23 protein-coding genes are annotated in these 24623 nt (G+C 70.4%); 11 read left to right on the top strand and 12 right to left on the bottom strand.

Going from position 1 to position 24623, the window contains the following annotated elements; genetic code table 11:
* Positions 1–89 precede the first annotated feature (89 nt).
* Genes egtA through egtE form a run of 5 tightly spaced genes read left to right on the top strand, consistent with a single transcriptional unit; the run spans position 90 to position 5452 of the window.
* Entirely contained in the window at positions 90–1376 is a 1287-nt protein-coding gene (egtA, locus tag AB0K11_RS12495) for an ergothioneine biosynthesis glutamate--cysteine ligase EgtA (protein ID WP_364976615.1), read from the top strand.
* Positions 1373–2662 carry an ergothioneine biosynthesis protein EgtB gene (gene egtB, locus AB0K11_RS12490; RefSeq protein ID WP_364976613.1) on the top strand — a complete coding sequence of 430 codons (1290 nt, stop codon included), beginning with the start codon at positions 1373–1375 and terminating at the stop codon, positions 2660–2662. The genes egtA and egtB overlap by 4 nt, the downstream gene beginning before the upstream one ends.
* Positions 2662–3357: an ergothioneine biosynthesis protein EgtC gene (egtC, locus tag AB0K11_RS12485; RefSeq protein WP_364976611.1), complete on the top strand. Its 696-nt coding sequence runs from the start codon at positions 2662–2664 to the stop codon at positions 3355–3357. Before egtB ends, egtC begins: the two co-directional genes overlap by 1 nt.
* Entirely contained in the window at positions 3354–4319 is a 966-nt protein-coding gene (gene egtD, locus AB0K11_RS12480) for an L-histidine N(alpha)-methyltransferase (protein ID WP_364976608.1), read from the top strand. Before egtC ends, egtD begins: the two co-directional genes overlap by 4 nt.
* Positions 4316–5452, top strand: coding sequence for an ergothioneine biosynthesis PLP-dependent enzyme EgtE (gene egtE, locus AB0K11_RS12475; protein ID WP_364976605.1), 1137 nt, complete (start codon positions 4316–4318; stop codon positions 5450–5452). Before egtD ends, egtE begins: the two co-directional genes overlap by 4 nt.
* Here egtE and AB0K11_RS12470 read toward each other — a convergent pair.
* Both AB0K11_RS12470 and AB0K11_RS12465 read right to left on the bottom strand, forming a co-directional pair.
* Positions 5449–6120, bottom strand: coding sequence for a class I SAM-dependent methyltransferase (locus AB0K11_RS12470; RefSeq protein WP_364976602.1), 672 nt, complete (start codon positions 6118–6120; stop codon positions 5449–5451). The two genes, egtE and AB0K11_RS12470, sit on opposite strands and share 4 nt — an antisense overlap.
* A gap of 10 nt (positions 6121–6130) precedes the next feature.
* Positions 6131–7624 (bottom strand): glutamate--cysteine ligase, encoded by a 1494-nt coding sequence (locus tag AB0K11_RS12465; RefSeq protein WP_364976599.1) that lies wholly within the window; start codon positions 7622–7624, stop codon positions 6131–6133.
* Positions 7625–7708: 84 nt separating this feature from the next.
* Here AB0K11_RS12465 and AB0K11_RS12460 point away from each other — a divergent pair, with 84 nt between their 5' ends.
* Positions 7709–8512: an MBL fold metallo-hydrolase gene (locus AB0K11_RS12460; RefSeq protein ID WP_364976596.1), complete on the top strand. Its 804-nt coding sequence runs from the start codon at positions 7709–7711 to the stop codon at positions 8510–8512.
* 9 nt (positions 8513–8521) lie between these two features.
* Here AB0K11_RS12460 and AB0K11_RS12455 read toward each other — a convergent pair whose 3' ends face one another.
* Genes AB0K11_RS12455 through AB0K11_RS12440 form a run of 4 tightly spaced genes read right to left on the bottom strand, consistent with a single transcriptional unit; the run spans position 8522 to position 11902 of the window.
* Complete coding sequence (locus AB0K11_RS12455; protein ID WP_364976593.1) at positions 8522–9838, bottom strand: MFS transporter; 1317 nt, start codon at positions 9836–9838, stop codon at positions 8522–8524.
* 55 nt (positions 9839–9893) lie between these two features.
* Positions 9894–10499 (bottom strand): lysophospholipid acyltransferase family protein, encoded by a 606-nt coding sequence (locus AB0K11_RS12450; RefSeq protein WP_364976589.1) that lies wholly within the window; start codon positions 10497–10499, stop codon positions 9894–9896.
* A complete protein-coding gene (locus AB0K11_RS12445; RefSeq protein ID WP_364976586.1) occupies positions 10499–11080 on the bottom strand; it encodes a CDP-alcohol phosphatidyltransferase family protein in 582 nt (193 codons plus the stop codon). Before AB0K11_RS12445 ends, AB0K11_RS12450 begins: the two co-directional genes overlap by 1 nt.
* A 57-nt stretch (positions 11081–11137) precedes the next feature.
* Entirely contained in the window at positions 11138–11902 is a 765-nt protein-coding gene (locus tag AB0K11_RS12440; protein WP_364976798.1) for a class I SAM-dependent methyltransferase, read from the bottom strand.
* 46 nt (positions 11903–11948) lie between these two features.
* Between AB0K11_RS12440 and AB0K11_RS12435 the strand changes: the two genes are divergently transcribed.
* Entirely contained in the window at positions 11949–13481 is a 1533-nt protein-coding gene (locus tag AB0K11_RS12435) for a TIR domain-containing protein (RefSeq protein WP_364976583.1), read from the top strand.
* 36 nt (positions 13482–13517) lie between these two features.
* Positions 13518–15035: a glycerol kinase GlpK gene (gene glpK, locus AB0K11_RS12430; RefSeq protein WP_364976580.1), complete on the top strand. Its 1518-nt coding sequence runs from the start codon at positions 13518–13520 to the stop codon at positions 15033–15035.
* Between the two features lie 48 nt (positions 15036–15083).
* On the opposite strand, the gene AB0K11_RS12425 is transcribed toward glpK, so the two are convergent.
* The 6 genes from AB0K11_RS12425 to AB0K11_RS12400 all read right to left on the bottom strand — a co-directional run bounded on the left by AB0K11_RS12425 (position 15084) and on the right by AB0K11_RS12400 (position 20892).
* The gene (locus tag AB0K11_RS12425) at positions 15084–15938 is read right to left on the bottom strand and encodes an oxidoreductase (protein ID WP_364976577.1); all 855 of its coding nucleotides are present in this window, start codon (positions 15936–15938) and stop codon (positions 15084–15086) included.
* Between the two features lie 14 nt (positions 15939–15952).
* Complete coding sequence (locus AB0K11_RS12420; protein WP_364976575.1) at positions 15953–16996, bottom strand: NADP-dependent oxidoreductase; 1044 nt, start codon at positions 16994–16996, stop codon at positions 15953–15955.
* A gap of 107 nt (positions 16997–17103) precedes the next feature.
* Entirely contained in the window at positions 17104–17823 is a 720-nt protein-coding gene (locus AB0K11_RS12415) for a PadR family transcriptional regulator (RefSeq protein WP_364976572.1), read from the bottom strand.
* Between the two features lie 105 nt (positions 17824–17928).
* A complete protein-coding gene (locus AB0K11_RS12410) occupies positions 17929–19482 on the bottom strand; it encodes an NCS1 family nucleobase:cation symporter-1 (protein WP_364976569.1) in 1554 nt (517 codons plus the stop codon).
* 109 nt (positions 19483–19591) lie between these two features.
* Positions 19592–20023: an ester cyclase gene (locus tag AB0K11_RS12405; RefSeq protein ID WP_364976566.1), complete on the bottom strand. Its 432-nt coding sequence runs from the start codon at positions 20021–20023 to the stop codon at positions 19592–19594.
* Positions 20020–20892, bottom strand: coding sequence for a helix-turn-helix transcriptional regulator (locus AB0K11_RS12400; RefSeq protein WP_364976563.1), 873 nt, complete (start codon positions 20890–20892; stop codon positions 20020–20022). Before AB0K11_RS12400 ends, AB0K11_RS12405 begins: the two co-directional genes overlap by 4 nt.
* Before the next feature lie 154 nt (positions 20893–21046).
* On the opposite strand from AB0K11_RS12400, the gene AB0K11_RS12395 reads away from it, so the two are divergent.
* Genes AB0K11_RS12395 through AB0K11_RS12385 form a run of 3 tightly spaced genes read left to right on the top strand, consistent with a single transcriptional unit; the run spans position 21047 to position 24615 of the window.
* Entirely contained in the window at positions 21047–21823 is a 777-nt protein-coding gene (locus tag AB0K11_RS12395; protein WP_364976560.1) for an SDR family oxidoreductase, read from the top strand.
* Positions 21824–21879: 56 nt separating this feature from the next.
* A complete protein-coding gene (locus tag AB0K11_RS12390) occupies positions 21880–23196 on the top strand; it encodes a carotenoid oxygenase family protein (RefSeq protein WP_364976557.1) in 1317 nt (438 codons plus the stop codon).
* Between the two features lie 48 nt (positions 23197–23244).
* Entirely contained in the window at positions 23245–24615 is a 1371-nt protein-coding gene (locus AB0K11_RS12385; protein ID WP_364976554.1) for a DUF4253 domain-containing protein, read from the top strand.
* Positions 24616–24623 lie beyond the last annotated feature (8 nt).

Raw genomic sequence — 24623 nt, 5'->3', positions numbered from 1 at the left:
TCTCTGGAAGATATAGGGGGTAGCGGCGATCAGCCGGTCACCGCGCACGCCCGCCAGCGGTCCAGCCCGGGCCCGAAGGGATGGTTGAGATGACTATGCCCATCAGGTCCGCCGTGCGCCGCGACCAATCCGCCGTGGAGTTCGCCTCCGCGGCCGACGCGGCCCGGCACATCACCGCCACCTGTCTGCAGGACGGGCCGGTCGGCAAGGTCGGGCTCGAGATCGAGGCACACTGCTTCGACCGCGCCGACCCGCTGCGCCGCCCGGGGTGGGATGAGATCACCGACGTCATCGCGCGCGTGCCCGCGCTGCCCGGCGGCGGCGCCATCACCGTCGAGCCCGGCGGGGCGGTCGAGATCTCCGGACCGCCTACCGACGGTCCGCTGCCCGCGATCGCCGCGATGGCGGCCGACCGCGAGGTGCTGTGCGAGGCGTTCGCCGACGCCGGGCTGGCCCTGGTGCTGCTCGGCGCCGACCCGCTGCGGCCGCCTCAGCGGGTCAACCCCGGCGCCCGCTACCGCGCGATGGAGGAGTTCTTCGCTGCCAGCGGCACCGCCGACGCCGGTGCGGCGATGATGACGTCGACCGCCTCGGTCCAGGTGAACCTCGACGCGGGGCCGCGCGCGGGCTGGCCCGAGCGGGTCCGTCTCGCCCACGCGCTCGGCCCGACGATGGTCGCCATCACCGCCAACTCACCACTGCTCGGCGGCGAGTTCACCGGGTGGCGGTCCGCCCGCCAGCGCGTCTGGAGCCGGCTCGACTCGGCCCGCTGCGGGCCCGTGCTCAGCGCCGACGGCGACGACGATCCGGCAGGCGAATGGGCGCGCTACGCGCTGCGGGCCCCGGTCATGCTGGTGCACAACCCGCCCGACATGCAGGCGCTGCCGGTCACCAACTGGGTGCCCTTCGCCGACTGGGCAGACGGGCTCGCGGTGCTCGGCGGCCGCCGGCCCACCGAGTCCGATCTCGACTACCACCTGACCACGCTGTTCCCGCCCGTGCGGCCGCGACGCTGGCTGGAGATCCGCTACCTGGACAGCGTGCCGGACGCACTGTGGCCCGCGGTGGTGTTCGCGATGACGACGCTGCTCGACGACCCGGCCGCCGCCGACGCCGCCGCCGAGGCCACCGAACCCGTCGCGACGGCGTGGGACCGGGCAGCACAGGTCGGCCTCGAAGACCGCAGGCTGCACGCGGCCGCGTTGCGCTGCGTCGAGATCGCCGCCGAACGTGCGCCCGGCGAGCTGGCGGAATCGATGACGCTGCTGCTGCGTTCGGTCGAAGAGGGCCGCAGTCCGGCCGACGACTTCTCCGACCAGGTGGTGGAGTGGGGCGTGGGACCCGCGGTGCAGCGACTCGTGAAAGGTGAGTCTTGACCTCACGACAGGCACTGGCCGACGGGATGGCCCGGGCGCGGGAGCGCACGCTGCGGTTGGTCGAGCTCGACGACGCCGAACTCCGCCGGCAGTACGACCCGTTGATGAGCCCGCTGCTGTGGGACCTCGCACACATCGGCTGGCAGGAGGAACTGTGGCTGCTGCGCGACGCGAACCCCGACCGGCCGGGGATGCTCGCGCCGGACGTCGAACGGCTCTACGACGCCTTCCTGCAACCGCGCGCCGCGCGCGTCGAATTGCCGCTGCTGCCTCCGGCCGATGCCCGCGAGTTCTGTGCGACCGTGCGCGACAAGTCACTCGACGCACTCGACCGGCTGCCCGCGGAGACGGCTGACGGCGCCGACCCCGCCTTCGCGTTCGGCCTGGTCGTCAGCCATGAGAACCAGCACAACGAGACGATGCTGCAGGCGCTCAACCTGCGGTCCGGGCCGCCGCTGATCGGGCCCGGCGGCGCGCTGCCCCGCGGCCGGGCCGGCGTCGCGGGCACCTCGGTCGAGGTGCCGGGCGGCTCGTTCGTGCTCGGTGTCGACGCCGTGACCGAACCGCATTCACTCGACAACGAGCGCGGCGCCCACGAGGTGGATGTCCCCGCCTTCCGGATCGGGCGGGTGCCGGTCACCAATCGCGAATGGCGCGAATTCATCGCCGACGGCGGCTACGACACCCGCCAGTGGTGGTCGGACCGCGGCTGGGCGCACCGGCAGGACGCCGGCCTCGTCGCCCCGCAGTTCTGGCTCGCCGACGGGACCCGAACGCGGTTCGGCCACGTGGAGCAGATCCCCGACGACGAACCGGTGCAGCACATCACCTACTTCGAGGCGCAGGCCTACGCCGCGTGGACGGGCGCCCGGTTGCCCACCGAGATCGAATGGGAGAAGGCCTGCGCGTGGGATCCCGCCACCGGCAGCCGCCGCCGATTCCCGTGGGGCGCATCGGAACCGACACCGTTCCTGGCCAACCTGGGCGGGGATGCGCTGCGGCCCGCGCCGGTGGGCTCCTACCCCGCGGGCGCGTCGGCCTACGGCGCCGAGCAGATGCTGGGCGACGTGTGGGAGTGGACGTCCTCGCCGCTGCGGCCCTGGCCGGGGTTCACACCGATGCTCTACGAGCAGTACTCGGCGCCGTTCTTCGACGGTGACTACAAGGTGCTGCGCGGCGGGTCGTGGGCGGTGGCGCCCGACATCCTGCGGCCGAGCTTCCGCAACTGGGACCATCCGATCCGGCGGCAGATCTTCGCCGGCGTCCGGCTGGCCTGGGACATCTGATGTGCCGGCACCTCGGGTGGCTGGGCGAACCGCGTTCGGTGGCGTCGCTGGTCTGCGATCCGCCGTCCGGGCTGCTCGTCCAGTCCTACGCGCCGCGCCGCCAGAAGCACGGGCTGATGAATGCCGACGGCTGGGGCGTCGGCTTCCATGACGACGAGGGAGTCGTCAGGCGCTGGCGCAGCGCCAACCCGCTGTGGGGTGACGCGTCGTTCGCCTCGGTGGCGCCTGTGCTGCGCGGCGGGTGCGTCGTCGCCGCCGTCCGGTCCGCCAGTATCGGCATGCCGATCGAACCGTCCGCGTCGGCCCCGTTCACCGACGGGCAGTGGCTGCTGTCGCACAACGGCCTGGTCGACCGGGCCGTGCTGCCGCTGTCGGAGCGGGCCGAGTCCACCGTCGACAGCGCACTGCTGGCGGCGCTGATCTTCGCGCGCGGCATGGACCGCCTCGGTGAGACCGTCGCCGCCGTCGGTGCCGACGATCCCGCCGCCCGGCTGAACATCCTGGCCGGCAACGGAACCGAGCTGATCGCCACCACCTGGGGTGACACGCTGTCGGTCCTGCGGCGCGACGACGGCGTGGTGCTGGCCAGCGAGCCCTACGACGACGACCCGCAGTGGCAGGAGATCCCGGACCGGCACCTGGTCCGGGTGAACGGCGTGCACGTCGAGATGACCGCCCTGAAAGGAACGGCATGACCTTCACCCTGTCGACCTACCTCGCCGCCGACTCGGCTGCCACCGCGCTGCGCCGCGACGTGCTCGCCGGGCTGACGGCAACCCCGAAGTCGTTGCCGCCCAAGTGGTTCTATGACTCGGTCGGCAGTGAGCTGTTCGACGAGATCACCCGGCTGCCGGAGTACTACCCCACCCGCACCGAGGCGGGGATCCTGCGCGAGCGGGCCGCCGAGATCGTCGCGGCGTCGGGAGCCGACACACTCGTCGAACTCGGCAGCGGCACCTCGGAGAAGACCCGCATGCTCCTGGACGCCATGCGCGACAACGGATCGCTGCGCCGCTTCATCCCGTTCGACGTCGACCCGAGCGTCCTGCGGTCGGCGGGCGCGGCGATCGAGCGGGAGTACCCCGGCGTCGAGATCGACGCGGTGTGCGGCGATTTCGAGGAGCACCTCGGCAAGCTCCCACAGGTGGGCCGCCGGCTGGTGGCGTTCCTCGGCTCGACCATCGGCAACCTGACCGCGGGCCCGCGGGCCGGTTTCCTCGCCGCCCTGGCCGACACCCTGCAGCCCGGCGACAGCCTGCTGTTGGGCACCGACCTGGTCAAAGACGTCGACCGGCTGGTGCGCGCCTACGACGACACGGCCGGAGTGACGGCGAAGTTCAACCGCAACGTGCTCGCGGTGGTCAACCGGGAACTGGACGCGGACTTCGACCAGTCGGCGTTCGAGCACGTGGCGCGCTGGAACCCCGACGAGGAGCGCATCGAGATGTGGCTGCGCGCAACGGGTTCGCAGCGGGTGCGGATCGGCGCACTGAACCGTACCGTCGACTTCGCCGACGGCGAGGAGATGCTCACCGAGGTGTCGTGCAAGTTCCGGCCCGACGGCGTCGCCGCCGAACTGGCCGCCGCCGGATTGCGGCGGACCCACTGGTGGACCGACCCCGCCGGAGATTTCGGCCTGTCGCTGTCCACCCGATGACAGCGCCCACCCTGGCCGAACGGTGGCGTTCGGCCCGGCCCGCCGTCGCCGGCCTGCACCTGGATTCCGGCGCGTGCTCGCGGCAGAGCCTCGCCGCCATCGACGCCGCCGCCCGGCATGCCGTGCACGAAGCCGAGGTCGGCGGCTACGTCGCCCTCGAGGCGGCGGCGCCCGTGCTCGACGCCGCCCGCGCGGCCGTTGCCGCGCTGACGGGCCTGGACGCCTCGCACGTCGTGTTCACCTCCGGGTCGAGCATCGGGCTCGACCTGCTGCTGGGGAGCTGGGTCGGTCCGCGCACGGTGGCCTGTCTGCCCGGTGAGTATGGTCCGAACCTGGCGATCATGGCGGGCAACGACTTCCAGGTGCGCGCGCTGCCCGTCGACGGCGCAGGCCGGCTCGACGTCGACGCCGCCGCACGCGCGCTGGCCGACGATCCGCCCGCTCTGGTGCACCTGACACCGCTCGGCAGCCACCGCGGGTTGGCCCAGCCGCTGGCCGCGATGACCGAGGTCTGCCACAGCCTCGGCATACCGCTGGTGGTCGACGCCGCGCAGGCGCTGGGCCATCTCGACTGTGCGGTCGCGCCCGATGCGATCTACTCGTCGTCGCGCAAGTGGCTGGCCGGTCCGCGCGGCGTCGGAGTGCTGGCGCTGAAGCCGGACTTCGCGCAACGCCTGCGGCCGCGGCTGCCACCGGCCGACTGGGGGCTGCCGATGAGCGTGGTCGACAAGCTGGGCCAGGGCGAGTCCAACGCCGCCGCCCGCATCGGTTTCTCGGTCGCGATCGGCGAGCACCTGGCGCTCGACCCGGCGCTGATCCGTCAGGGGCTGGCCGCGATCGGGCGACTCACCCGCGCCGCACTGGCCGACGTGCCCGGTTGGCGGGTGGTCGAATCCGCCGACGAACCCACCGCGATCACCACGCTCGAACCCCTCGACGGCGCCGACCCCGAGCGGGTGCGGTCGTGGCTGATCGCGAACCGTGGCATGGTGACCACCTTCGCCGGCGTCGCGCGGGCGCCGTTCGAGATGACCACGCCGGTGCTGCGGCTCTCACCTCACGTCGACACCGTCGCCGACGACCTGGCGCTGTTCGCCGCCGCACTGGCCGACGCGACGAAGCAGGCCCGCTAGCCCTTGTGGGCCGTGAGCAGATACGCCGGAAGTTTGGTGCGGCCCTTGTCGTCGGTGTCATGGGCCGACATGTCGGGTCCGCCCGGCCCGGGGAACGGGTTGGCGTGGATGAACGCCGGCCGCACGTCGTCGACCTCCCAGTGCGCCGACACCGCCGCCCGCAGCTCATCCTCGTCGACCGCGTTCGGCTTCATCTCGGCCTCGGCCGGGAACGCGCTCGTGGCGAAGACCAGCACGTAGAGGCGTGCGCCCGGAGCGGCGGCGCGGTGCACCGAACGCAGGTAGCCGTCGCGGCCCTCGACCGGCAGGGAGTGGAACAGCGTGCTGTCGACCACCGTGTTGAACCGGCCGTCATAGCCCTTGAACGCCGTGATGTCGGCCTGGGCGAAACTGGCGGTGGCCAGCCCGCGCAGCTGGGCGGCCTGGTTCGCCGCGGCGATCGCTGTCGGGCTCAGGTCGATGCCGACCACCGTGTAGCCATCGGCCGCCAGGGCCAGGGACAGTTCGGCGTGCCCGCAGCCCGCGTCGAGCACGTCGCTGCGGAACGCGCCGGCCCGGTGCAGCGCCGCCAGCTCGGGCTGCGGTTCTCCGATGTTCCACGGCGGTGGGCCCTCGAACCCGCCCTGTCCCCGGTACGCGTCGTCCCAGTCCATCACTTCAGCAGACATGCGAACCAAACTAGTCGGGGCCGTCCCAGGTGTGCACAGGCTCGTTGCTGTGCATCCGCTGGCAGTACAACCGCAGCATCTCTGCCAGCGCCGCGGGCCGGGCGAGGCCGCGTTCCTGCAGCGCACGCACGGTTTCGGTCTGCCACACCGCGCCGTTGCGGCCCGTCTTGGCACGCCCTTCGATCACACCGAGGTAGCGGTCACGCACCTCCGCGGCGACGCCCCACCGGCGCAGCCCCTCCTCGGCCATCGGCAGCAGCTGGCGCAGCACCAGTTCGTCGGGTGTCACCTCGCCGAGCCCCGGCCAGTACAGCCGTGCGTCCATGCCGTGCTGCGCGGCCTCGGAGAAGTTGTGGTGCGCCGCGGCGAAGCTCATCTTCGTCCACAGCGGCCGGTCCTCCTCGGACAAGGTGCGCAGCATGCCGTAGTAGAACGCCGAGTTGGCCATCATGTCGAGCACCGTCGGACCCGCGGGCAGCACCCGGTTCTCCACCCGCAGGTGGGGTTTGGCGTCCGCGCCACTCCCGACGATGTCGTACACCGGCCGGTTCCACCGGTACACGGTGCCGTTGTGCAGACGCAGCTCCGAGAGCTTCGGGGTGCGGCCTGCGGCGAGTTCCGCCACCGGGTCCTCGTCGGAGAGGTCGGGCAGCAGCGACGGGAAGTAGCGGACGTTCTCCTCGAACAGGTCGAAGATCGAGGTGATCCACCGCTCGCCGAACCACACCCGGGGCCGCACGCCCTGGGTCTTCAGTTCCTCCGGCCGGGTGTCGGTGGCCTGGGTGAACAGTTCGATGCGGGTCTCGGCCCACAGCTCGTGGCCGAAGAAGTACGGCGAGTTGGCGCCGAGGGCCAGCTGCGGGCCCGCCAGCACCTGGGCGGCGTTCCAGTTGTCGGCGAAATCGGCCGGCGACACCTGCAGATGCAGCTGCATGCTGGTGCAGGCCGACTCAGGGGCGATGTTCGGGGTCTGAAGGCTGAGCCGTTCGGGCCCGCTGATGTCGATTGCGATGTCTTCGCCGCGCGCGGTGAAGATCGAGTCGTTGAGCGCCTGGTAACGCGTCGACTCGCTCATCCAGTCCCCGGAGACGAGGTGTTCGGGCATCAAAGTGGGCAGGATGCCGATCATCACGATGTGCGAGCCGCTCGAGCCGGCCTTGCGCTCGGCGGCGTTGAGGCTGGCGCGCACGTCGGCCTCCAGATCGAGGCCGGCCCTGCCCGGCAGCGGCCGCGGCGGCACGTTGAACTCGATGTTGTAGGCGCCCAGCTCGGTCTGGTACGCCGGGTCGGCGATGGACGCCAGCACCTCGGTGTTGCTCATCGCCGGCTGGTAGTCACCGTCGACCAGGTTGCACTCGATCTCCATGCCGGTCAGCGGACGTTCGAACTCGAAACTGGACTGCGACAGCATCGTCTCGAACACGTCCAGGCAGAGCTGGACCTTGCGCCGGTACTCACGGCGATGCTCGCGGCTGAACTCTGTCCGCTTCAGTTCTTCGCCCACACCGCCGATGCTAGTGACGCGCGCGTAGGTGAACCGCGGATCGCGGGTGCGGTTGACCCGTGGCGAGCCGGGTAGCCGCGCGCCATGGACATCACGGTGACCTTCCTCGGCAACGCGACCACGCTGATCACCGCCGACGGCATCACGCTGCTGACCGACCCGAACTTCCTGCACCGCGGCCAGCGCGCCTACCTGGGCTACGGCCTGGTGTCCAAGCGGCTGCACGACCCCGCACTCGACGTCGACCGGCTGCCTCCGCTGGACGCGGTGGTGCTCTCACACATGCACGGCGATCACTGGGACCGCGTCGCCCAGGCCCGCCTCGACAAGCGGCTGCCCGTGTTCACCACCCCCCACGCGGCGAAGCGGCTGCACCACCGCGGCTTCGGACATGCCGTCGGACTGCCCACCTGGCAGCAGCACACCCTGACCAAGGGCGAGACCACCGTCGCGGTGACCGCGCTGCCCGGGCGGCACGCACCGACGCCGATCGACCGGTTCCTGCCGCCGGTGATGGGCTCGATGCTGGAGTTCTCCCGCACCGGCGACGCGACGCGGCGGCTGTACATCTCCGGTGACACGCTGCTGGTGGAGGAGCTGCGTGAGATACCGCGCCGGTACCCCGCGATCGACGCCGGGCTGCTGCACCTGGGCGGCACCCGGCTGCCGTTCGGCCGCCACCTGCCGATCGGCCTGACGGTCACCATGGACGGTGCGCAGGGTGCGGGTCTGACCGAACTGCTGGACCTGCCGAAGGTGATCCCGGTGCACTTCAACGACTACGGCGTCTTCGCCTCGCCGCTGTCGGACTTCCACAAGGAGATGGCGCGGCGGGGTCTGGCCGAGCGGGTTGTCGAGGTCGGCCGCGGCGAGTCGGTGACGGTCTGAGCCACGTCGCTACAGCTGGCGCAGCGGGGTCGGTTTCAGCAGCAGCGTGGCGACGACGCTGATCACCGCCGTGGTGACGAGGTATCCGCACGCCAGCCACGGTGTACCGCCCGCCGCGGCGATCAGCGCGGTGAGGATGAGCGGTGTCAGCCCTGAGGCGTACACCCCGGACAGCTGATAGACCGTCGACAGTCCGGTGTAGCGGATGCGGGCCGGGTACAGCGATGTGTAGAGCGTGCCCTGAGCGCCGTAGAACCAGGCGTGGATCACCCCGAACACGATCAGCAGCGCGATCGTGAACGCGGTGACGGTGCCCGTGCCGAACAACGCGAACGCCGGGAACACCGCAACTGCGTAGGCCGCGATACCGCTCGCATAGACCAGCCGGGGGCCGTAGCGGTCGGCCAGCAGGCCCGACACCGGCAGCAGTGCGGCCATCAGCAGCGCCGACGCGGTCACCGCGAACAGCACCGGAACCTTCTCCAGGTGCAGGGTGGCGGTGGCGTAGGAGATGGCGAACACGCCCCAGGTGTTGAATGCGGCGCCCTCACCCCACCGGCTGAGCAGGCCGAGCACCGTCGGCCGCAGCGACGGAGGACGGAAGACCTCCTTGACGGGCACCGCCGAGCGGTCGCCGTCGGCGCGGACCTTCTCGAAGGCCGGCGTCTCGGCGGCCTTCAACCGCACCACCACCCCGAAGACCACCAGCACGACGCTGATGAGGAAGGCGATGCGCCAGCCGTAGGACTCGAACGCGTCCTCGGGCAGCGCGATCTGCAGCAGCGCGAACACCCCGGTGCCCAGCGCGAGCCCGAGCGCGAGACCGACCTGCGGCACGCTGCCGGACAACCCGCGCCGCCGCGGTGCGCTGTGCTCGACCGCGAGCAGCACGGCACCGGCCCATTCACCGCCGAGCGCGAAGCCCTGGACGATGCGCAGCAGGAGCAACAGGATCGGCGCCAGCACGCCGATCTGCGCGGCGGTGGGCAGCAGCCCCATCAGCGCGGTGGCGCCGCCCATCAGCACCATCGTCAGCGCCAGCGTGCGTTTGCGGCCGATCCGGTCGCCGATGTGGCCGAACACGAACCCGCCGATCGGCCGGACGACGAAGCCGACCGCGAACGTCGCGAAGGACAGCAGCGTGCCGACGAGTGAACTCTGGTCGGGGAAGAACGCCTGGTTGAAGATCAGGCTGGCCGCGGTCGCGTAGAGGAAGAAGTCGTACCACTCGATCGTCGTCCCCACCAGGCTGGCCAGCAGGGCCGTGCGCGCGGTGGCGGGGTCGGGGGCCGGCGCCTCGGCGGACGGCGTGTCGGTGACGCTCACGCTGCGCAATGAGACCCGACGGCGGTGGGCCCGACAAGGGTTGTGCGCGTGACGATCAGAAGTCGCGGGCGCGGACTGCGACCACGAGTGAGCGCAGGGCGGCGGCGTCGACGGAGCCGGGGTCGACCGGTTCGCCGATGCGCACCTGCATCGCGGTGCGGTGGAATCCGCCGTGCTTGGGCAGCACCTCGCGGGTGCCCAGCAGCGCCACCGGCACCAGGGGAACCCCGCAGTCCCGCGCGAGATGGATCGCGCCGGAACGGAACTCACCGACCGACCCGTCCCGGCTGCGAGTGCCCTCGGGGTAGACGACGACGGTGCGGCCCCGGGCCAGTGCGGGCCGCGCGGCCGCGAGCAGCGCCGGGTAGGTGCTGCCGGTGGTGCGGCGCACCGGAAGCCCGCCGGCGAGCGCGGTGATCAGCACCCGCCGCACCGGATCGTCGAACCAGTAATCGGATGCCGCGGCGAACACCGGCTGCGCCGATGCGGGCAGGGCGGCCATCAGGGCGGCGGTGTCGGCGTGCGAGCCGTGATTGGCCACCACCACGCAGCCGCCGGGACGGCGCCACCGACCGACGACCGTCAGGCCGCCCGACAGCCGGCAGACCGTCCGCCACAGCCGGTGACGCAGCAGGCACGCGGTGCGCACGGCGAACGACATCAGCCCGCCAGTTCCCGACGGGCCGCCCGCAGCCGCGCGCTCGCGGTGAGCATCGATCCGGCGACGACGACGACGCAGATGTGCGGAATGGCCTGCGGCAGCGCCGTCGCGATCACGACGGCCAGGCAGCGCTCGGTCTTGCCGAACGGACCGCCGTTGCGCCGGGCGGCACCGGCGCCCGCACCCGCCAGGGCCGCGAAGGTGGGTTGGGTGGCCGCGAGCGCGGCCGTCAACACCCATGCGACGGGTGTGCCGTTGGCGCCCGCCCACACCGAGAGGCCGGCGAACATCAGCACATCGGAGGCGCGGTCGCCCAGTTCGTTGACCACGAAGCCCCACGGCGCGCTGATGCCGCGGGCGCGGGCGACCGCCCCGTCCAGGTTGGCGCCCGCCAGTCGCACCGCGAGGAACGCCAGGGCCGCCGGCCACCACCCGTTCGCCACGGCCACCGCCGCGCACGCCGCGGCGGCCACCCCGACAGCGGTGTAGACATCGGGCGAGATGCGGTGCACCACAGCGTGTCCCACGGTGCCCCGCAGTTGCCGGGCGTACCAGGGCTTGAGTGCGTAGAGGCCTTGCACACATTCATCGTCGCCCGGTCGACGCGGTGTCCGACACCGTAGTTCTACCTGGATCGCTCAGGCGGCGCGGCGCGCCACCACCACCTGCGGGCTCAGTAGGCCGCTGCGCAGATCGAGTTCGATCGCCGGGTCCGCGTACGCGGCCAGCGCGCGGAGCGCCGACGGGCTGTAGGTGCGCAGCGAGCTGATCACCCCGTCGTGGACGAACGGCACGAACGGCGCGAGCGGCAGCATGGTCGCCAGCCGCAGCAGGTGCAGCGGGGCGGGCGGTCGCGGGAGGTCGATGATGAGCAGCGTGTCGGCGGCCCTGGTGCCCTCGGCGAGCACCCGTGCGGCCGCCGTCGGCGGCAGGTGGTGGAACGACAGCACGAACAGGGCGAGGTCGAACGCCCGGTCCGGCGCGTCGATCGCGGTGGCGTCCATCTCGCGGACGGTGACGCGGGGGTCGGCGCCGAGGTCACCGGCGGCGATGGCGGCGACCGAATCCGGGTCGACGTCGGTGACGGTGAGCTCCGCGCTCGGATGCTGCTGGAGGATCTCGCGCGACAGGCCGCCGTGTCCGGCACCGAGTTCGAGCACCTTCGGGTCCGGCACGTCGGCGAGTTCGGCCAGGGCGATGCCCGCGAACCTCTGGTGGTTGCCGAAGATCTCCCCGGTGCGGTCCAGCGCGCGGATCACGCTGCGCTTGGTCCGGTCGTCGACGTCGTCGCGGTCGAGGTACTCGGGCCGGTCGGTCTGCAGCAGGCGGTCCAGGCACGACGCATCCGGTCCGCCGCGCGGCATCTTCTCGATACCGGTCGTCCGCCCGCCCACAACCGCCATCATGGCATGCTGAACCGGCGCGCAGGTCCAACGCACGGAGGTGGTCATGAGGGTCTTCGTCAGTTGCGCGCCCGCCGACCGCGCTCTCGCCGAACAGGTCAGCCGCGAGCTGTCCCACGCCGGGCACAGTGTCTGGTTCGACGGCGACATCAGCGGCGCCGAGCAGTGGTGGCGGCGGTGCATCGACGGGGTCCGCGACGCCGACGTGTTCCTCACGTTGTGGACGGCCAATCTGGCGGCGGCCAGACCCGCGACGGCGCTGCTGCAGCATGCAGACGCCCTCGGCAGGCCCGTGCTGGCCGTGCGGTTCGGGCAGGTGGACCGGCCTGGTTTCGGGCCGACGGTCAAGGTCCTCGAATTCGGTGACGGCGCGCTGGCTTCGACGGTGCAGGCGATGGCTCAGCAGACCGGCCCGTGGCCGAGCACGCAGGCTCCGCCGCCGCCGTGGCCGTTCGGCTACCTGGGCTCGCTTCGGGATTTCGCCGCCGCACCCGCGCTTCCCGGATACGAGCAGCAGCAACTGCTCACCCGGCTGCAGGCCGCCTCAGGTGAGGACGGGCAGTATCCCGTCGTCCGCGACGAGGTGGCGGCGATCGTCGCCGGACTGCGCACGCGCCCCGATCTCGATCCGGCGCTGCGCCCGCAGCTGGACGCACTGGCGCCTGTGCCCGAACAAGCTGCGCCGCAGCAGTACTGGGCGCCTCCGGGACCGCCGGTGTTCCAGGCCCAGGCTCAGCAGGGCTTTCCGCCGCAGAGCTATCCGGCCCAGGGCTACCCGCCGCAGGGTTATGGTCCGCAAGGTTATGCGCCGCAGGGCTTTCCGGGATATCCACCGCCGCCCACCCGCTCGACCAGCGGGCGGGCGCTCGCCGTCATCGGCGCGGTGGCCGTCGTGGTGATCATCGCGCTGGTGGTCGGCATCGTCCTGCTGACCCGCTCGGACGGCGGCTCCGCCGACTCGTCCGACGCCTCGGGCTCAGGTACTTCCGAGCCGGGCACGTCGTCGCCGGACACCGACGATCCGGCCGTCCAGCTGCTCGCTGACGGCATCTCCGTCGGCAGCCGGGTGGCGCCGGTGACCATCGACGTCTTCAACGACGCGATGTGCCCGGCCTGCGGCCGGTTCATCAGCCTGTACGGCGATGACATCCGAAGCGCCGTGCTGGACAACGAGATCCAGGTGCATTACCACGTGGTCGCGATTCTCGACGACTACTCGTCCAGCGGCGACTACTCGTCGAGAGCGGCCGCCGCCGTGTACTGCGTCGCCCAGGACGCCGACGTCGACACCTTCGAGAACTTCTACTCGGCGCTGTTTGATCCGGTCTTCCAGCCCGAGGAGGGCGGTACCAGCGACCACACCGACGACGATCTCGCCGACCTGGCCACCGAATCGCGAGCGTCCAGTTCGGCGGCCGACTGCATCACGTCGGGCAGCGACGCCAGCGCGGCGGCTCGGCGCACCGCCGCGGCGCTGAGCACGTTCGAAGGCCTGGGCGGCGACGGCGTGCCTGCGGTGTACGACGACGGTGTCGAGGTCGACATTCAGCCCGGCTGGGTCGACGCGCTCATCCGGTAGCCTCAGCCCGCATCACATCACCGAAGGAGTTGCGAGATGGCCGATTTCGTCGCCGCGATCGACCAGGGCACCACCAGCACCCGCTGCATGATCTTCGACCACGACGGCGCCGAGGTGGGCCGCCACCAGCTCGAGCACGAGCAGATCATGCCGAAGGCCGGCTGGGTGGAGCACAACCCCGTCGAGATCTGGGAACGCACCGCGTCGGTCATCATGTCGGCGCTCAACCGCACCGACCTGTCGGCAGGCGACCTGGCCGGGCTGGGCATCACCAATCAGCGTGAGACGGCACTGGTCTGGAACCGGCGGACCGGCAGGCCCTACTACAACGCGATCGTGTGGCAGGACACCCGCACCGACCGGATCGCCTCCGCACTCGACCGCGACGAGCGCGGCGACGTCATCCGGCGCAAGGCGGGACTGCCGCCTGCCACGTACTTCTCGGCGGGCAAGGTGCAGTGGATCCTCGACAACGTCGACGGGGTGCGTGACGCCGCGGAGAAGGGCGACGCACTCTTCGGCACAGCCGACAGCTGGGTGGTGTGGAACCTCACCGGCGGGCCGCGCGGCGGCGTGCACGTCACCGACGTCACCAATGCCAGCCGCACCATGCTGATGGATCTCGAGACCCTGGACTGGGACGACGAGCTGTTGTCGTTCTTCGGGATTCCGCGTCAGATGCTGCCGGAGATCAAGCCATCGTCGTACCCGCAGGCGTACGGTACGACGCTGGCCGACGGGCCCGTCGGCGGCGAGGTGGCGCTCACCGGAATCTTGGGCGACCAGCAGGCGGCCATGGTCGGCCAGGTGTGCCTGGACGCCGGTGAGGCCAAGAACACCTATGGCACAGGCAATTTCCTGCTGCTCAACACCGGGGAGAAGATCGTCCGTTCGGAGAACGGCCTGCTGACGACGGTCTGCTACCAGTTCGGAGACTCCAAACCCGTTTATGCGCTGGAGGGTTCGATCGCCGTCACCGGCTCGGCCGTGCAGTGGCTGCGCGATCAGCTGGGCATCATCAGCGGAGCCGCGCAGAGCGAGGCTCTGGCGAAGCAGGTCGACGACAACGGCGGGGTGTACTTCGTGCCCGCCTTCTCGGGGCTGTTCGCACCCTACTGGCGGTCCGACGCCAGGGGCGCGATCGTCGGGCTGTCGCGGTACAACACCAACGCCCACGTCGCACGGGCCACCCTCGAGGCGATCTGCTACCAGAGCCGCGACGTCGTCGACGCGATGGAGGCCGACTCGGGCGTGCACATGGAGGTGCTCAAGGTCGACGGCGGCATCACCGCCAACGATCTGTGCATGCAGATCCAGGCCGACGTGCTCGGCGTCGACGTCGTCAAACCCGTCGTCGCCGAGACCACCGCGCTCGGCGCCGCGTATGCCGCCGGGCTGGCCACCGGGTTCTGGGAGAACACCGACGACCTGCGTGCCAACTGGCAGGAGGGCAGGCGCTGGTCGCCGGACTGGAGCGACGACCAGCGCCAGGAGGGGTACGCCGGCTGGCAGAAGGCCGTGCAACGCACCCTCGACTGGGTCGACGTCGACTGATCTGTGGAGCCGCAGCCGCTCTCACCGCGGTTGCGGCTCCACAAATCGCTACGGGGCGAAGCCGGCGGGCAGCTCGATGTCGTCGACGGCGAGGTTCTCCTCGAGGTGGGCGACCGACGACGTGCCGGGGATGAGCAGCACGTTCGGCGCCACCGACAGCGTCCACGCCAGCGCGACCTGGGCCGGGCTGCGGCCGAGGTCGGCAGCGGCCTGCTTGACGGCGGGATTGCCCAGCACCGGATTGTCGGCGGAGAAGCCCGAACCCAACGGGAAGAATGGCACGAAGGAGATGTCGCGCTCGACGCACAGGTCGAGCACCGGCTGTGAGGTCCGGTCGACCAGGTTGTAGGCGTTCTGCACGGTGACGATCTCGGTGCGCTCGAGGGCGAATCGCAGATGATCGACCGAGATGCTGGACAGCCCGATGCCGCCGATCAACCCCTCGTCGCGGGCGGCGATCATCGCGTCGAGCTGGCGTCCGAACAGCTCGCGGTCGACGTCGCCCACGGCGGTGGGATCGCCGGAGTGGATGCGCAGGTTGACCGCGGCCAGCCGGTCGGTGCCCAGCGTGCGGAGGTTCTCTTCGATGTCGGCGCGTAGCTCGTCGGGCTGTTGCGCGGCGGTCCAGTTGCCTTGGTCGTCGCGGCGTGCGCCGACCTTGCTGACCAGCACCAGGTTGTCCGGATACGGGTGCAGCGCTTCGCGGATGAGTTCGTTGGAGACATTCGGGCCGTAGAACTGCGCGGTGTCGATGTGGTCGACGCCGAGCTCCACCGCCCGCCGCAGCACCGCGACGGCGGCGTCGTGGTCACGGGGCGGGCCGAACACGCCGGGGCCGGGAAGCTGCATGGCGCCGAAGCCGACGCGGTGCACGGGATAGGAGCCGATATGGAAGGTCGTCATGTCAGGTACTGACGTTATTCGGGCGCGATTTCATCCGCCCGGTCCGAGATCCGTACGAGTTGCTTGCCGAAGTTCTGCCCTGCGAACAGCCGTCGTAGCGCGTCAGGAGCGTTCTCCAGGCCGTCCACCACGTCGATGTGGTCCTTGATCTTGCCCTCGGCTGCCCAGCCGGCGAGGTCGCCGACGGCCTCGCCCACCCGGCCGAAGTAGTCGAAGATCAGGAAGCCGCGCATGGTGCCCCGCTGCAGCACGAGATTGGTGAGGTTGCGGATGCCGTCCTGCGCGCCGGGGTCGCTATAACCGGCGACGGCGCCGCACAGCGCGATGCGCGCGCCCGACGCGAGATTCGCGAGCACCGCGTCGAGCACCTGACCGCCGACGTTGTCGAAGAACACGTCGACGCCGCCGGGACAGGCGGCACGGAGTCGGGCGGGGAAGTCGTCGGCCTTGTAGTCGACGGCCTCGTCGGCACCGACCTCGTCGCGCAGCCATTCGCACTTGCGGGCGCCGCCGGCGATGCCGACCACGCGACATCCCTTGAGCTTGGCGATCTGGCAGACGAGCGCCCCGACCGCGCCTGCGGCGGCGGAGACGACCACTGTCTCTCCGGCCTCGGGGCTGCCTACGTCGAGCAGGCCGAAGTATGCGGTGAGTCCCGTGATGCCGAACAGCGACAACGCGGTCGCGGGGTCGACTCCGGCTGGGAGCTTGAGGGGTGCGACGAGGCCGCCGAACGCCGACCCGTCGCTGACGGCGAAGTCCTGCCAGCCGAACGCCCCCGAGACGAGATCACCCACACTGAACGACGGGTGCTTCGACTCCACCACCACACCGACGGACGCGGACGCCATCACCTCACCCAGCGGAATGCGGGGGATGTAGGTGTCGATCGACATCCAGCTCCGCTGGGCGGCGTCGCAGCTGAGCCACAGGTTCCGGATGAGGAATTCGCCGTCGCCGACGGTCGGCACCGGATCTTCCCGCCATTCGAAGTGTTCCCGACCGACCACGCCACTCGGGCGCTCGGCGAGTACCCACCGACGATTGGTGTCCGTCATCTCCGCTGCCTCTCGATCGGCGCCTGCTCACCGATCCCACCGCACGCGACGCGATTTCGGCGCGGTTTCATCCGCTGAGCGAACGAAACCGCGCCGAAGTCACGAGTTCAGTCGGATTCGCCGAGGATGCCGTAGATCTCCCGGCGGGCGTTGTTGAGGATGTCGACGATGCGCTGCTGCTGCTCGCCCGTCGCCGCGTGAGCGGACTGGGCGACCGCGCCCATGAGCTGGCCGACCGCATTGCGCAGGTTCATCGCCCCGGGATCGGCGTCCGCGGTGATGTCGTCCCACGGCGCCGTCTCGATCTTGTCGGCGGCGGTGCGACCGTCGTCGGTCAGATCGAACAGCTTCTTGCTGCCGTCGGTCTCGGTGGCGATCAGCAGGCCCTCGTCGACGAGCAGCTGCAGCGTCGGGTAGACCGAGCCGGGGCTGGGTTTCCACAGGTCCTGGCTGCGTGCGGCGATTTCCTGGATCATCTCGTAGCCGTGCATCGGCCGCTCGGTGAGCAGCTTGAGGATCGCGGCGCGGACGTCGCCGCGCCTGCCGCGACCGCCGCCACGCGGGCCGCCGCGCCGTCCGCCGGGACCGAAGCCGAAGCCGGGACCGAAGCCGGGGCCGAAGCCGCCGGGGCCGAAACCCGGACCGAAGCCGCGGTCGCCGCGGCCGTGCTCACGGACGTGGCCACGGAATTCGCGGCGGGCCTGCCGCCGACGTTCGTGCAGGGCTCGCCGGTCCTCGGGGCTGAAGCCGAAGCCGAAACCGCCCGGACCGAATCCGCCGGGATGCCCGCCGAACGGGCTGTCTTGAGGGGTGAATGGGGTGTTCATGGTGTGTTTCCTTCGTGTGCGAGGAAGCACGATGTGCGCTTCCGATACATTAACGATATATCGGAAACTATCGAGATGCAACGTCGACCGCTCGGGCCGACGATCCTACGAGACCAACGTCGCTCCCTCGGCCACCCGCAGCGCGGTCATCCGCCACGGGCCACGCGTGGCCAGCACGTAGTAGATGGCGAACGCGACACCGCATCCGATGAACCAGCTGTACTGCGCGGCGCCGGCCATGCCGAACACCTTGCCCCCGAGCAGCACGGGGATCATCGCGAGGACGGCGCCGACCAGCGTCGCGGCCACCGCCACCGGGTTGTAGCCCTTGGCGTACCAGTAGTTGGCGGTCTTGGACATCGTGAACAGGTCGTCGACGACGATCTTCTGCTTGCGCACCAGATAGAAGTCGGCGATGAGCACGCCGAACAGCGGGCCGATGAACGCGCCGAGCGTCTCCAGCGTGTAGTGGATGACCTCGGGATTGCTGTAGAGATTCCACGGGGTGAGCAGCACTGAACCGACCGCGGCGATCATGCCGCCCATCCGCCAGCTGATCCTCTGCGGGCTGACGTTCGAGAAGTCGAACGCCGGCGAGATGAAGTTGGCGACGATGTTGATGCCGATGGTGGCGATCGAGAAGGTCAACGCGCCCAGCACGATTGCGGTCACGCTGTCGATGCGGGCCACCGTCGCCACCGGGTCGGTGAGCAGTTCGCCGAACACCGGCACCGTCGCCGCCGCCGTGACGACGACCAGCAGCGAGAACACCAGGAAGTTGACCGGCAGGCCGAGGAAGTTGCCCTTCTTGACGGCCTGAAAGCTCTTGCCGTACCGGGCGAAGTCGCCGAAGTTCAGCATCGGGCCGGAGAAGTACGACACCACTAGCGCGATCGCGCCGAGCATGATCACCAGCGAATTGCCCTGCTTCTCGCCGCCGAGGGACAGGCTGACGTGCCAGCCGGACTTCCACAGCAGGTATCCGCACAGGATGAACATCACGACGTAGACGGCGGGACCGCAGAAGTCGATGAACTTGCGGATCGCCTCCATGCCGCGCCAGAACACCGCGGCCTGCACCACCCACAGCAGGGTGAAGCTGCACCATCCCAGCAGGGACAGCCCGGTGAACCCGTACTGGTCGACGTCGGCGTACGGCGCGAGGCCGGGAAAGAGCTTGAGCAGCACCACGTCCAGGGCCGCCGAGGCCAGATAGGTCTGGATGCCGTACCAGGCCACGGCGATCAGGCCGCGGATGATCGCGGGGATGTTGGCGCCCAGCACGCCGAAGGAGCTGCGGCACACCACGGGATAGGGCACACCGGCCTGTTGACTGGGTTTCGCGACGAGGTTGCACAACAGGTACACGATCACGATGCCGACCAGCAGCGCGATCAGCACCTGCCAGCTCGCCAGGCCGAGGGCGAACAGGCTGCCCGCCGTGACGTAACCGCCCACGCTGTGCACGTCCGACATCCAGAACGCGAAGATGTTGTACGACGACCAGGACTGCTTGGCCAGCGGTGCGAGATCCTCGTTGGTCAGCCGGGGGTCGTAGTGGTCCTTGATCAGACCGCCGCCCACCGGGTGGCCCGAGGCCTCGACGATGTCGCCCGCGCCGATCACGGCGCTGGGCGGTAGGTCTCGGGTGTCCGTCATGTCCGCTCCCTGCAAGAAGTCCGGGCGAATTCGATGCAGGAAAGCTAACGACGCGATGTTTCACCGCCGTTGCGCGCAGAATATGTTCTCGCGGCGACGGTCCGTGCGGTCAGCTCTCGATGTGCGCGCCGAGTTGATGCACCAGCGAGAACAGGTTGGCCACCCCCCAGTGCTCGACGATCCTGCCGTCGCGCACCCTCATCGCGTCGACGGTCTCGAACGACACGGTGCGGCCGGTCGGGGCGATGTCGAACAGCGGTCCGCGATGCGTGCCGTGATAGGTCTTGTAAGTGGTGACGATGTCATCTTCGATTGTCTGCCAATGGATCTCGGGGCGGAAGTCGGGGAATGCGTCGCGCAGCCGGCGGTACAGCACGAGCACCCCCGCCTTGTCGGGCGTGGTTCCCGGCTGCGGGGTGCGATCGACGAAGTCGTCGGCGAACAGCTCGTCGAAGAGGGCGAAGTCGCCCTGCCCCTGCACCACTTCGGTGTTGCGACGCACGATCGCCATCATCGCCTTCTGCTCGTCGGTGCGACTCATCGGTGTGGTGTCCTCTCGTGGGAGTGTTCGTGCCAGCTGGCCAGCAGCCGGAGTGCGGTCTCGGAGGTCGATCCCGGCTCGGTGGTGTACACGAACAGGATCTGGTCGGGATCGCCCGACGAGTTCAGGGCCTGGTACTGCACCGTCAGGTCGCCGACGAGCGGGTGGTGGTAGGCCTTCGTGCCGGTGGTGCGGCGCTGTACATCGTGATCGGACCACCATCTGCGGAAGTCCTCGGACTGGATGGAGAGCTCGCCGATCAGGGCGGTCAGCTTGTCGTCGCTCGGGTAGCGGCCCGCATCGAGGCGGAGCATCGCCACAGTGTCGGCGGCCACTTGCGCCCAATCGGAGTACAGCTCGCGGGCGTGCGGGTCGAAGAAGACGAATCGCGCCTGGTTGCGTTGCGCCGCGGGCAGCTCGCGGAACTCGGTGATCAGCGCGCCGGCGATGCGGTTGTGGGCCAGCACGTCGAGACGGCGACCGAGCACGAACGCCGGTGAACACACCTGGTCGAGCAGGTCGAGCAGCCGCAGCGTGGCCGGTTCCACGATCTGCGGGCGGGGGCGGCGCCTGCGCCCCGCCGGCCGTGGACGTCCGAGCTGGTGCAGGTGCTGGCGTTCGGCGTCGTCGAGTTGCAGCGCGGTGGCCAGCGCGTCGAGGACGTCGGTGGATGCGCTGCGGCTGCGGCCCTGCTCGAGGCGGGTGTAGTAGTCGACGCTGACCCCGGCCAGCCGGGCGAGTTCCTCGCGTCGCAGACCGGGCACGCGGCGGCGGACGTAGTCACCGCTCAGGCCGGCCTGCTCGGGGGTGAGCCTGGCCCGGCGGGCGCTGAGGAACTCCGCGAGTTCGGAGCCGGTGCGATCACTCACGACGACATTCTGCCGCGAGGCGGCCGGCGCCGCGGCGTCAAGGTGGCCCATCTTGTCCCCCGATAGGTGCGGCCAGGCTGACCGCGAAACGGCGGCCGCGATCGCGGTTGTGTCGAGTGCACGACCACGTGAGCACACCCGAAAGGAACCCACCATGTCCTCACTCATCACCGGCACCCCGCTGGACGGCCGCGTCGCGGTGGTCACCGGAGCGTCGAGCGGCATCGGCGAAGCCACGGCGGAACGGCTGGCGGCGCTGGGCGCACGCGTCGCCGTCGCGGCCCGCCGGGCCGACCGGCTCGAGACGCTCGCCGGCCGCATCCGGTCGGCCGGTGGCACCGCGCTCGTCCTTCCCCTCGACGTCACCGACCGGACCGCCGTCGCGACCGCCGCCGACCGGGTGGCCGCCGAACTCGGTCCCGTCGACCTGGTGTTCAACAACGCCGGGGTTCAGCTGATCTCGCCGATCGACGATCTCCGCGTCGACGACTGGCAGCGCCAGATCGACCTCAACGTCACCGGCGTGATGAACGTGATCGGCGCGTTCGTCCCGCAGCTGGTCGAGGCGGCCGCAGCGGGCAGGCCCGCCGACCTGATCAGCACGTCGTCGATCGCGGCCACCCGCGTGCTGGAGAAGTTCTCCGTCTACTCGGGTACCAAGGCCTACATCAGCCACCTGACGCGGCTGCTGCGGGTGGAACTCGGCCGCAAGATGGTCCGGGTGTCCACGATCGAACCGGGAATGGTCGACACGGAACTGCCCTCGCACGTCACCGACCCCGATGCCAGCACGCTGATGGCGGACCTGATCCGCGAGATCGAGGTGCTCTCCCCGGCCGACGTCGCCGAGACCGTGGCGTTCATCGCGTCGGTGCCCCGGCACGTCAATCTCACCGAGATCACCATCCTGCCCACCGGGCAGGCGATCTGAGGCGCATGATCGATCCGGAGGGGCGTGCCGCGCCCCTCCGGACGGCAGGAGCATCAATGACCGACACCGCCGACGCCTCGGCCCTGTCCGGCACCGAACAGTTCTTCGAGCGCGGGAACTACGCACCCGTCCCGGACGAACTGACCGCGTTCGACCTTCCCGTCGAGGGCGCCATCCCGCCGGACCTGTGCGGCTGGTACCTGCGCAACGGGCCGAATCCGCGGCAGCCCACCGGCCACTGGTTCACCGGCGACGGGATGATCCACGGCGTCCGCATCGAGAACGGTCGCGTCGCCTGGTACCGCAACCGGTGGGTGCGCACCGAGAGCTTCGAGAACGACTTCCCGGTGTTCAACGACGACGGCACCCGCAACCTGCGATCCAGCGTCGCCAACACCCACGTCGTCAACCACGCGGGCAAAACGCTGGCGCTGGTCGAATCGTCGCTGCCGTACGAGATCTCGAACGACCTGCAGACCCTCGGGGCGTACGACTTCGGCGGCAGGCTGGACGACTCGATGACCGCGCATCCGAAGATCTGCCCGGCTACCGGGGAGCTGCACTTCTTCGGCTACGGCAGCCTCATCGCCCCGCACGTCACCTATCACCGGGCCGACGCCGACGGCGTGCTGACGGTGAACCGCCCGGTCGATGTGCCGGCGCTGACGATGATGCACGACTTCGCCCTGACCGCCGAGCACGTCGTGTTCATGGACCTGCCCGTCGTGTTCGACCTCGACATCGCGATCAGGGGCGACATGCCGTTCCGCTGGGATGACGCCTACGGCGCGCGCTTCGGTGTGCTGCGGCGCGACGACCCGTTCGGGAAAGTGCGCTGGTTCGACATCGATCCCTGCTACGTGTTCCACGTCGTCAACAGCTACGACGACGGCGGTTCGCTCGTCCTGCAGGCGGTGCGCTACCCGAGCCTGTGGCGTGGCAACGGTGCTTCCGACCCCGACGGTGTGCTGTGGAGCTGGACGCTGGACCTTGCCGCGGGCACCGTGTCCGAGCGTCCGCTCGACGACCGCGCGGTCGAGTTCCCGAGGATCGACGACCGGCTGGCCACCCTGCCCGCCCGGTACACGGTGACCGTCGCCGACCACAGCCTGCTGCGCTACGACCTGACCACCGGTGCGGCCGTCGAGCACTCCTTCGGCGACGGCGGTCCCGGCGAGGCGGTGTTCGTGCCGTCGGCAGGCGCTGCCGACGAGAGCAACGGCTACTACCTCGCCTACGTCTACGACCCGGTCCGCGACGGAAGTGACCTGGTGATCCTCGACGCCGCCGACTTCGCGGCCGCACCGGTCGCGAAGATCGCCTTGCCGCAACGTGTTCCGTACGGCTTCCACGGCAACTGGATCGCCGACTGACGAAATTGCCGCACAGCGGCCTCTCCGAACGGCCATAAACTCACCGGGGTGACCAAGATCGGGCGGGCGGCGGCCAGGGTGCTGGCGGACAGCGGGCAGGTGCCCATCGCGGCGGGCCTCACCGACGCCGAGATCAGCGCCGTGGAGGCGCGCTTCCGTTTCGAATTCGACGACGACCACCGCGCCTTCCTGGCCGCCGGCCTGCCGACCGGCCGCGGCTGGCCGGACTGGCGCGGTGACGACACCGCGCTGATCTTCCACGTCGGCTGGCCGGCCCGCGATCTGCTGCGCGCGGTCAAGGAGGACGAATTCTGGGGTGTCGCCTGGGGTGAGCGACCGCATTCGGAGTACCTGCGGATACACGCGGTGAGCCGGATGCTCGGCACGGCGCCGCGGATGGTGCCCGTGTTCCGGCAGTGCTACCTGCCCGCGGGCAGGGGCGGGACGGGTTCGCCGGTGTGGCTGCTCGACGGCGCCGACGTGTCCCACGCGGGTGGGGACCTGCACGACTTCGTCGCCCGCCTCTGCGGAGGTCCGGCGGAGCCGGTGAACGCCGATGTGTCACTCGCATTCTGGAGCGATCTGCTGCCTGGCGCCCAAAAGCCGGCACCCGATTACCCGGCCCTCGGCGCGCCGCCGTTCGAACCCGACCCGGCGGTCCAGGCCCCCGCGGCCGTGCAGCCGTCCGCCGACCCCGTCGCCGCCTTCGCCGCGCACGGCGTCGAACTCGCCGAGGTGAGCCGCCACGACGGGGTGCTGGCGCACGGCGGGCCGCTGTGGACGGTGCCGGTCACACCCGGTGACGAGGCGGCGCGATTGTGGGCGCAGACCCGGATCCTGTTCCCGGAGACTGGCCTGTGGCCGGTGCTCATCACCGCGCGCACCTGGCACCGCATCGGTGTCGAGGGCGTCGAAGATCCCGCGCTGTGGACCGGCGGCCTCGACGGGGCGGCCTGGCTGGACCGCGAATACCGCTCCTACATCGAGCACAACGACGACCTCCCGCGGGCCGAGCGTGTCGAGCTGATCGGTCTGCAACGCACCCACTGGAGACAGACCTGGACCGGGATGGACGACACCGGGCGGTTCGACCGGCTGGCGCTGGTGCCCACTCCCGCCTCCTGGTACGTGCCCGCGCTGCTGCAGTGGTCCGGCGCCGTCAACTACGACATCACCGGCCGCGACCACACCGCGGTCCTGCGGCGCTGGGCGGGCACGTTCGACGCGCACGTCGCAGCACTCGACGACGAGTCGATGGTGCTGCGCGTCAACCAGCCGCCGCGGCTACCACCCGCGATGCGCTCGGCGGCACTGGAGGCGTTCCTCTACTGCGTCGACTCCGTGCTCCAGGGGTCGGGTTCGATCGACGCGTTGGCCAACCGGCTGGGCTACGACATCTGGAACTTCTGGTGGGACTGAACCCTCGG

Source organism: Mycobacterium sp. NPDC050551 (assembly GCF_040674075.1).
Taxonomy (GTDB): domain Bacteria; phylum Actinomycetota; class Actinomycetes; order Mycobacteriales; family Mycobacteriaceae; genus Mycobacterium.
The sequence above is the reverse complement of the archived record's forward strand: the minus strand, read 5'-3'. Positions and strand labels throughout refer to the sequence as shown.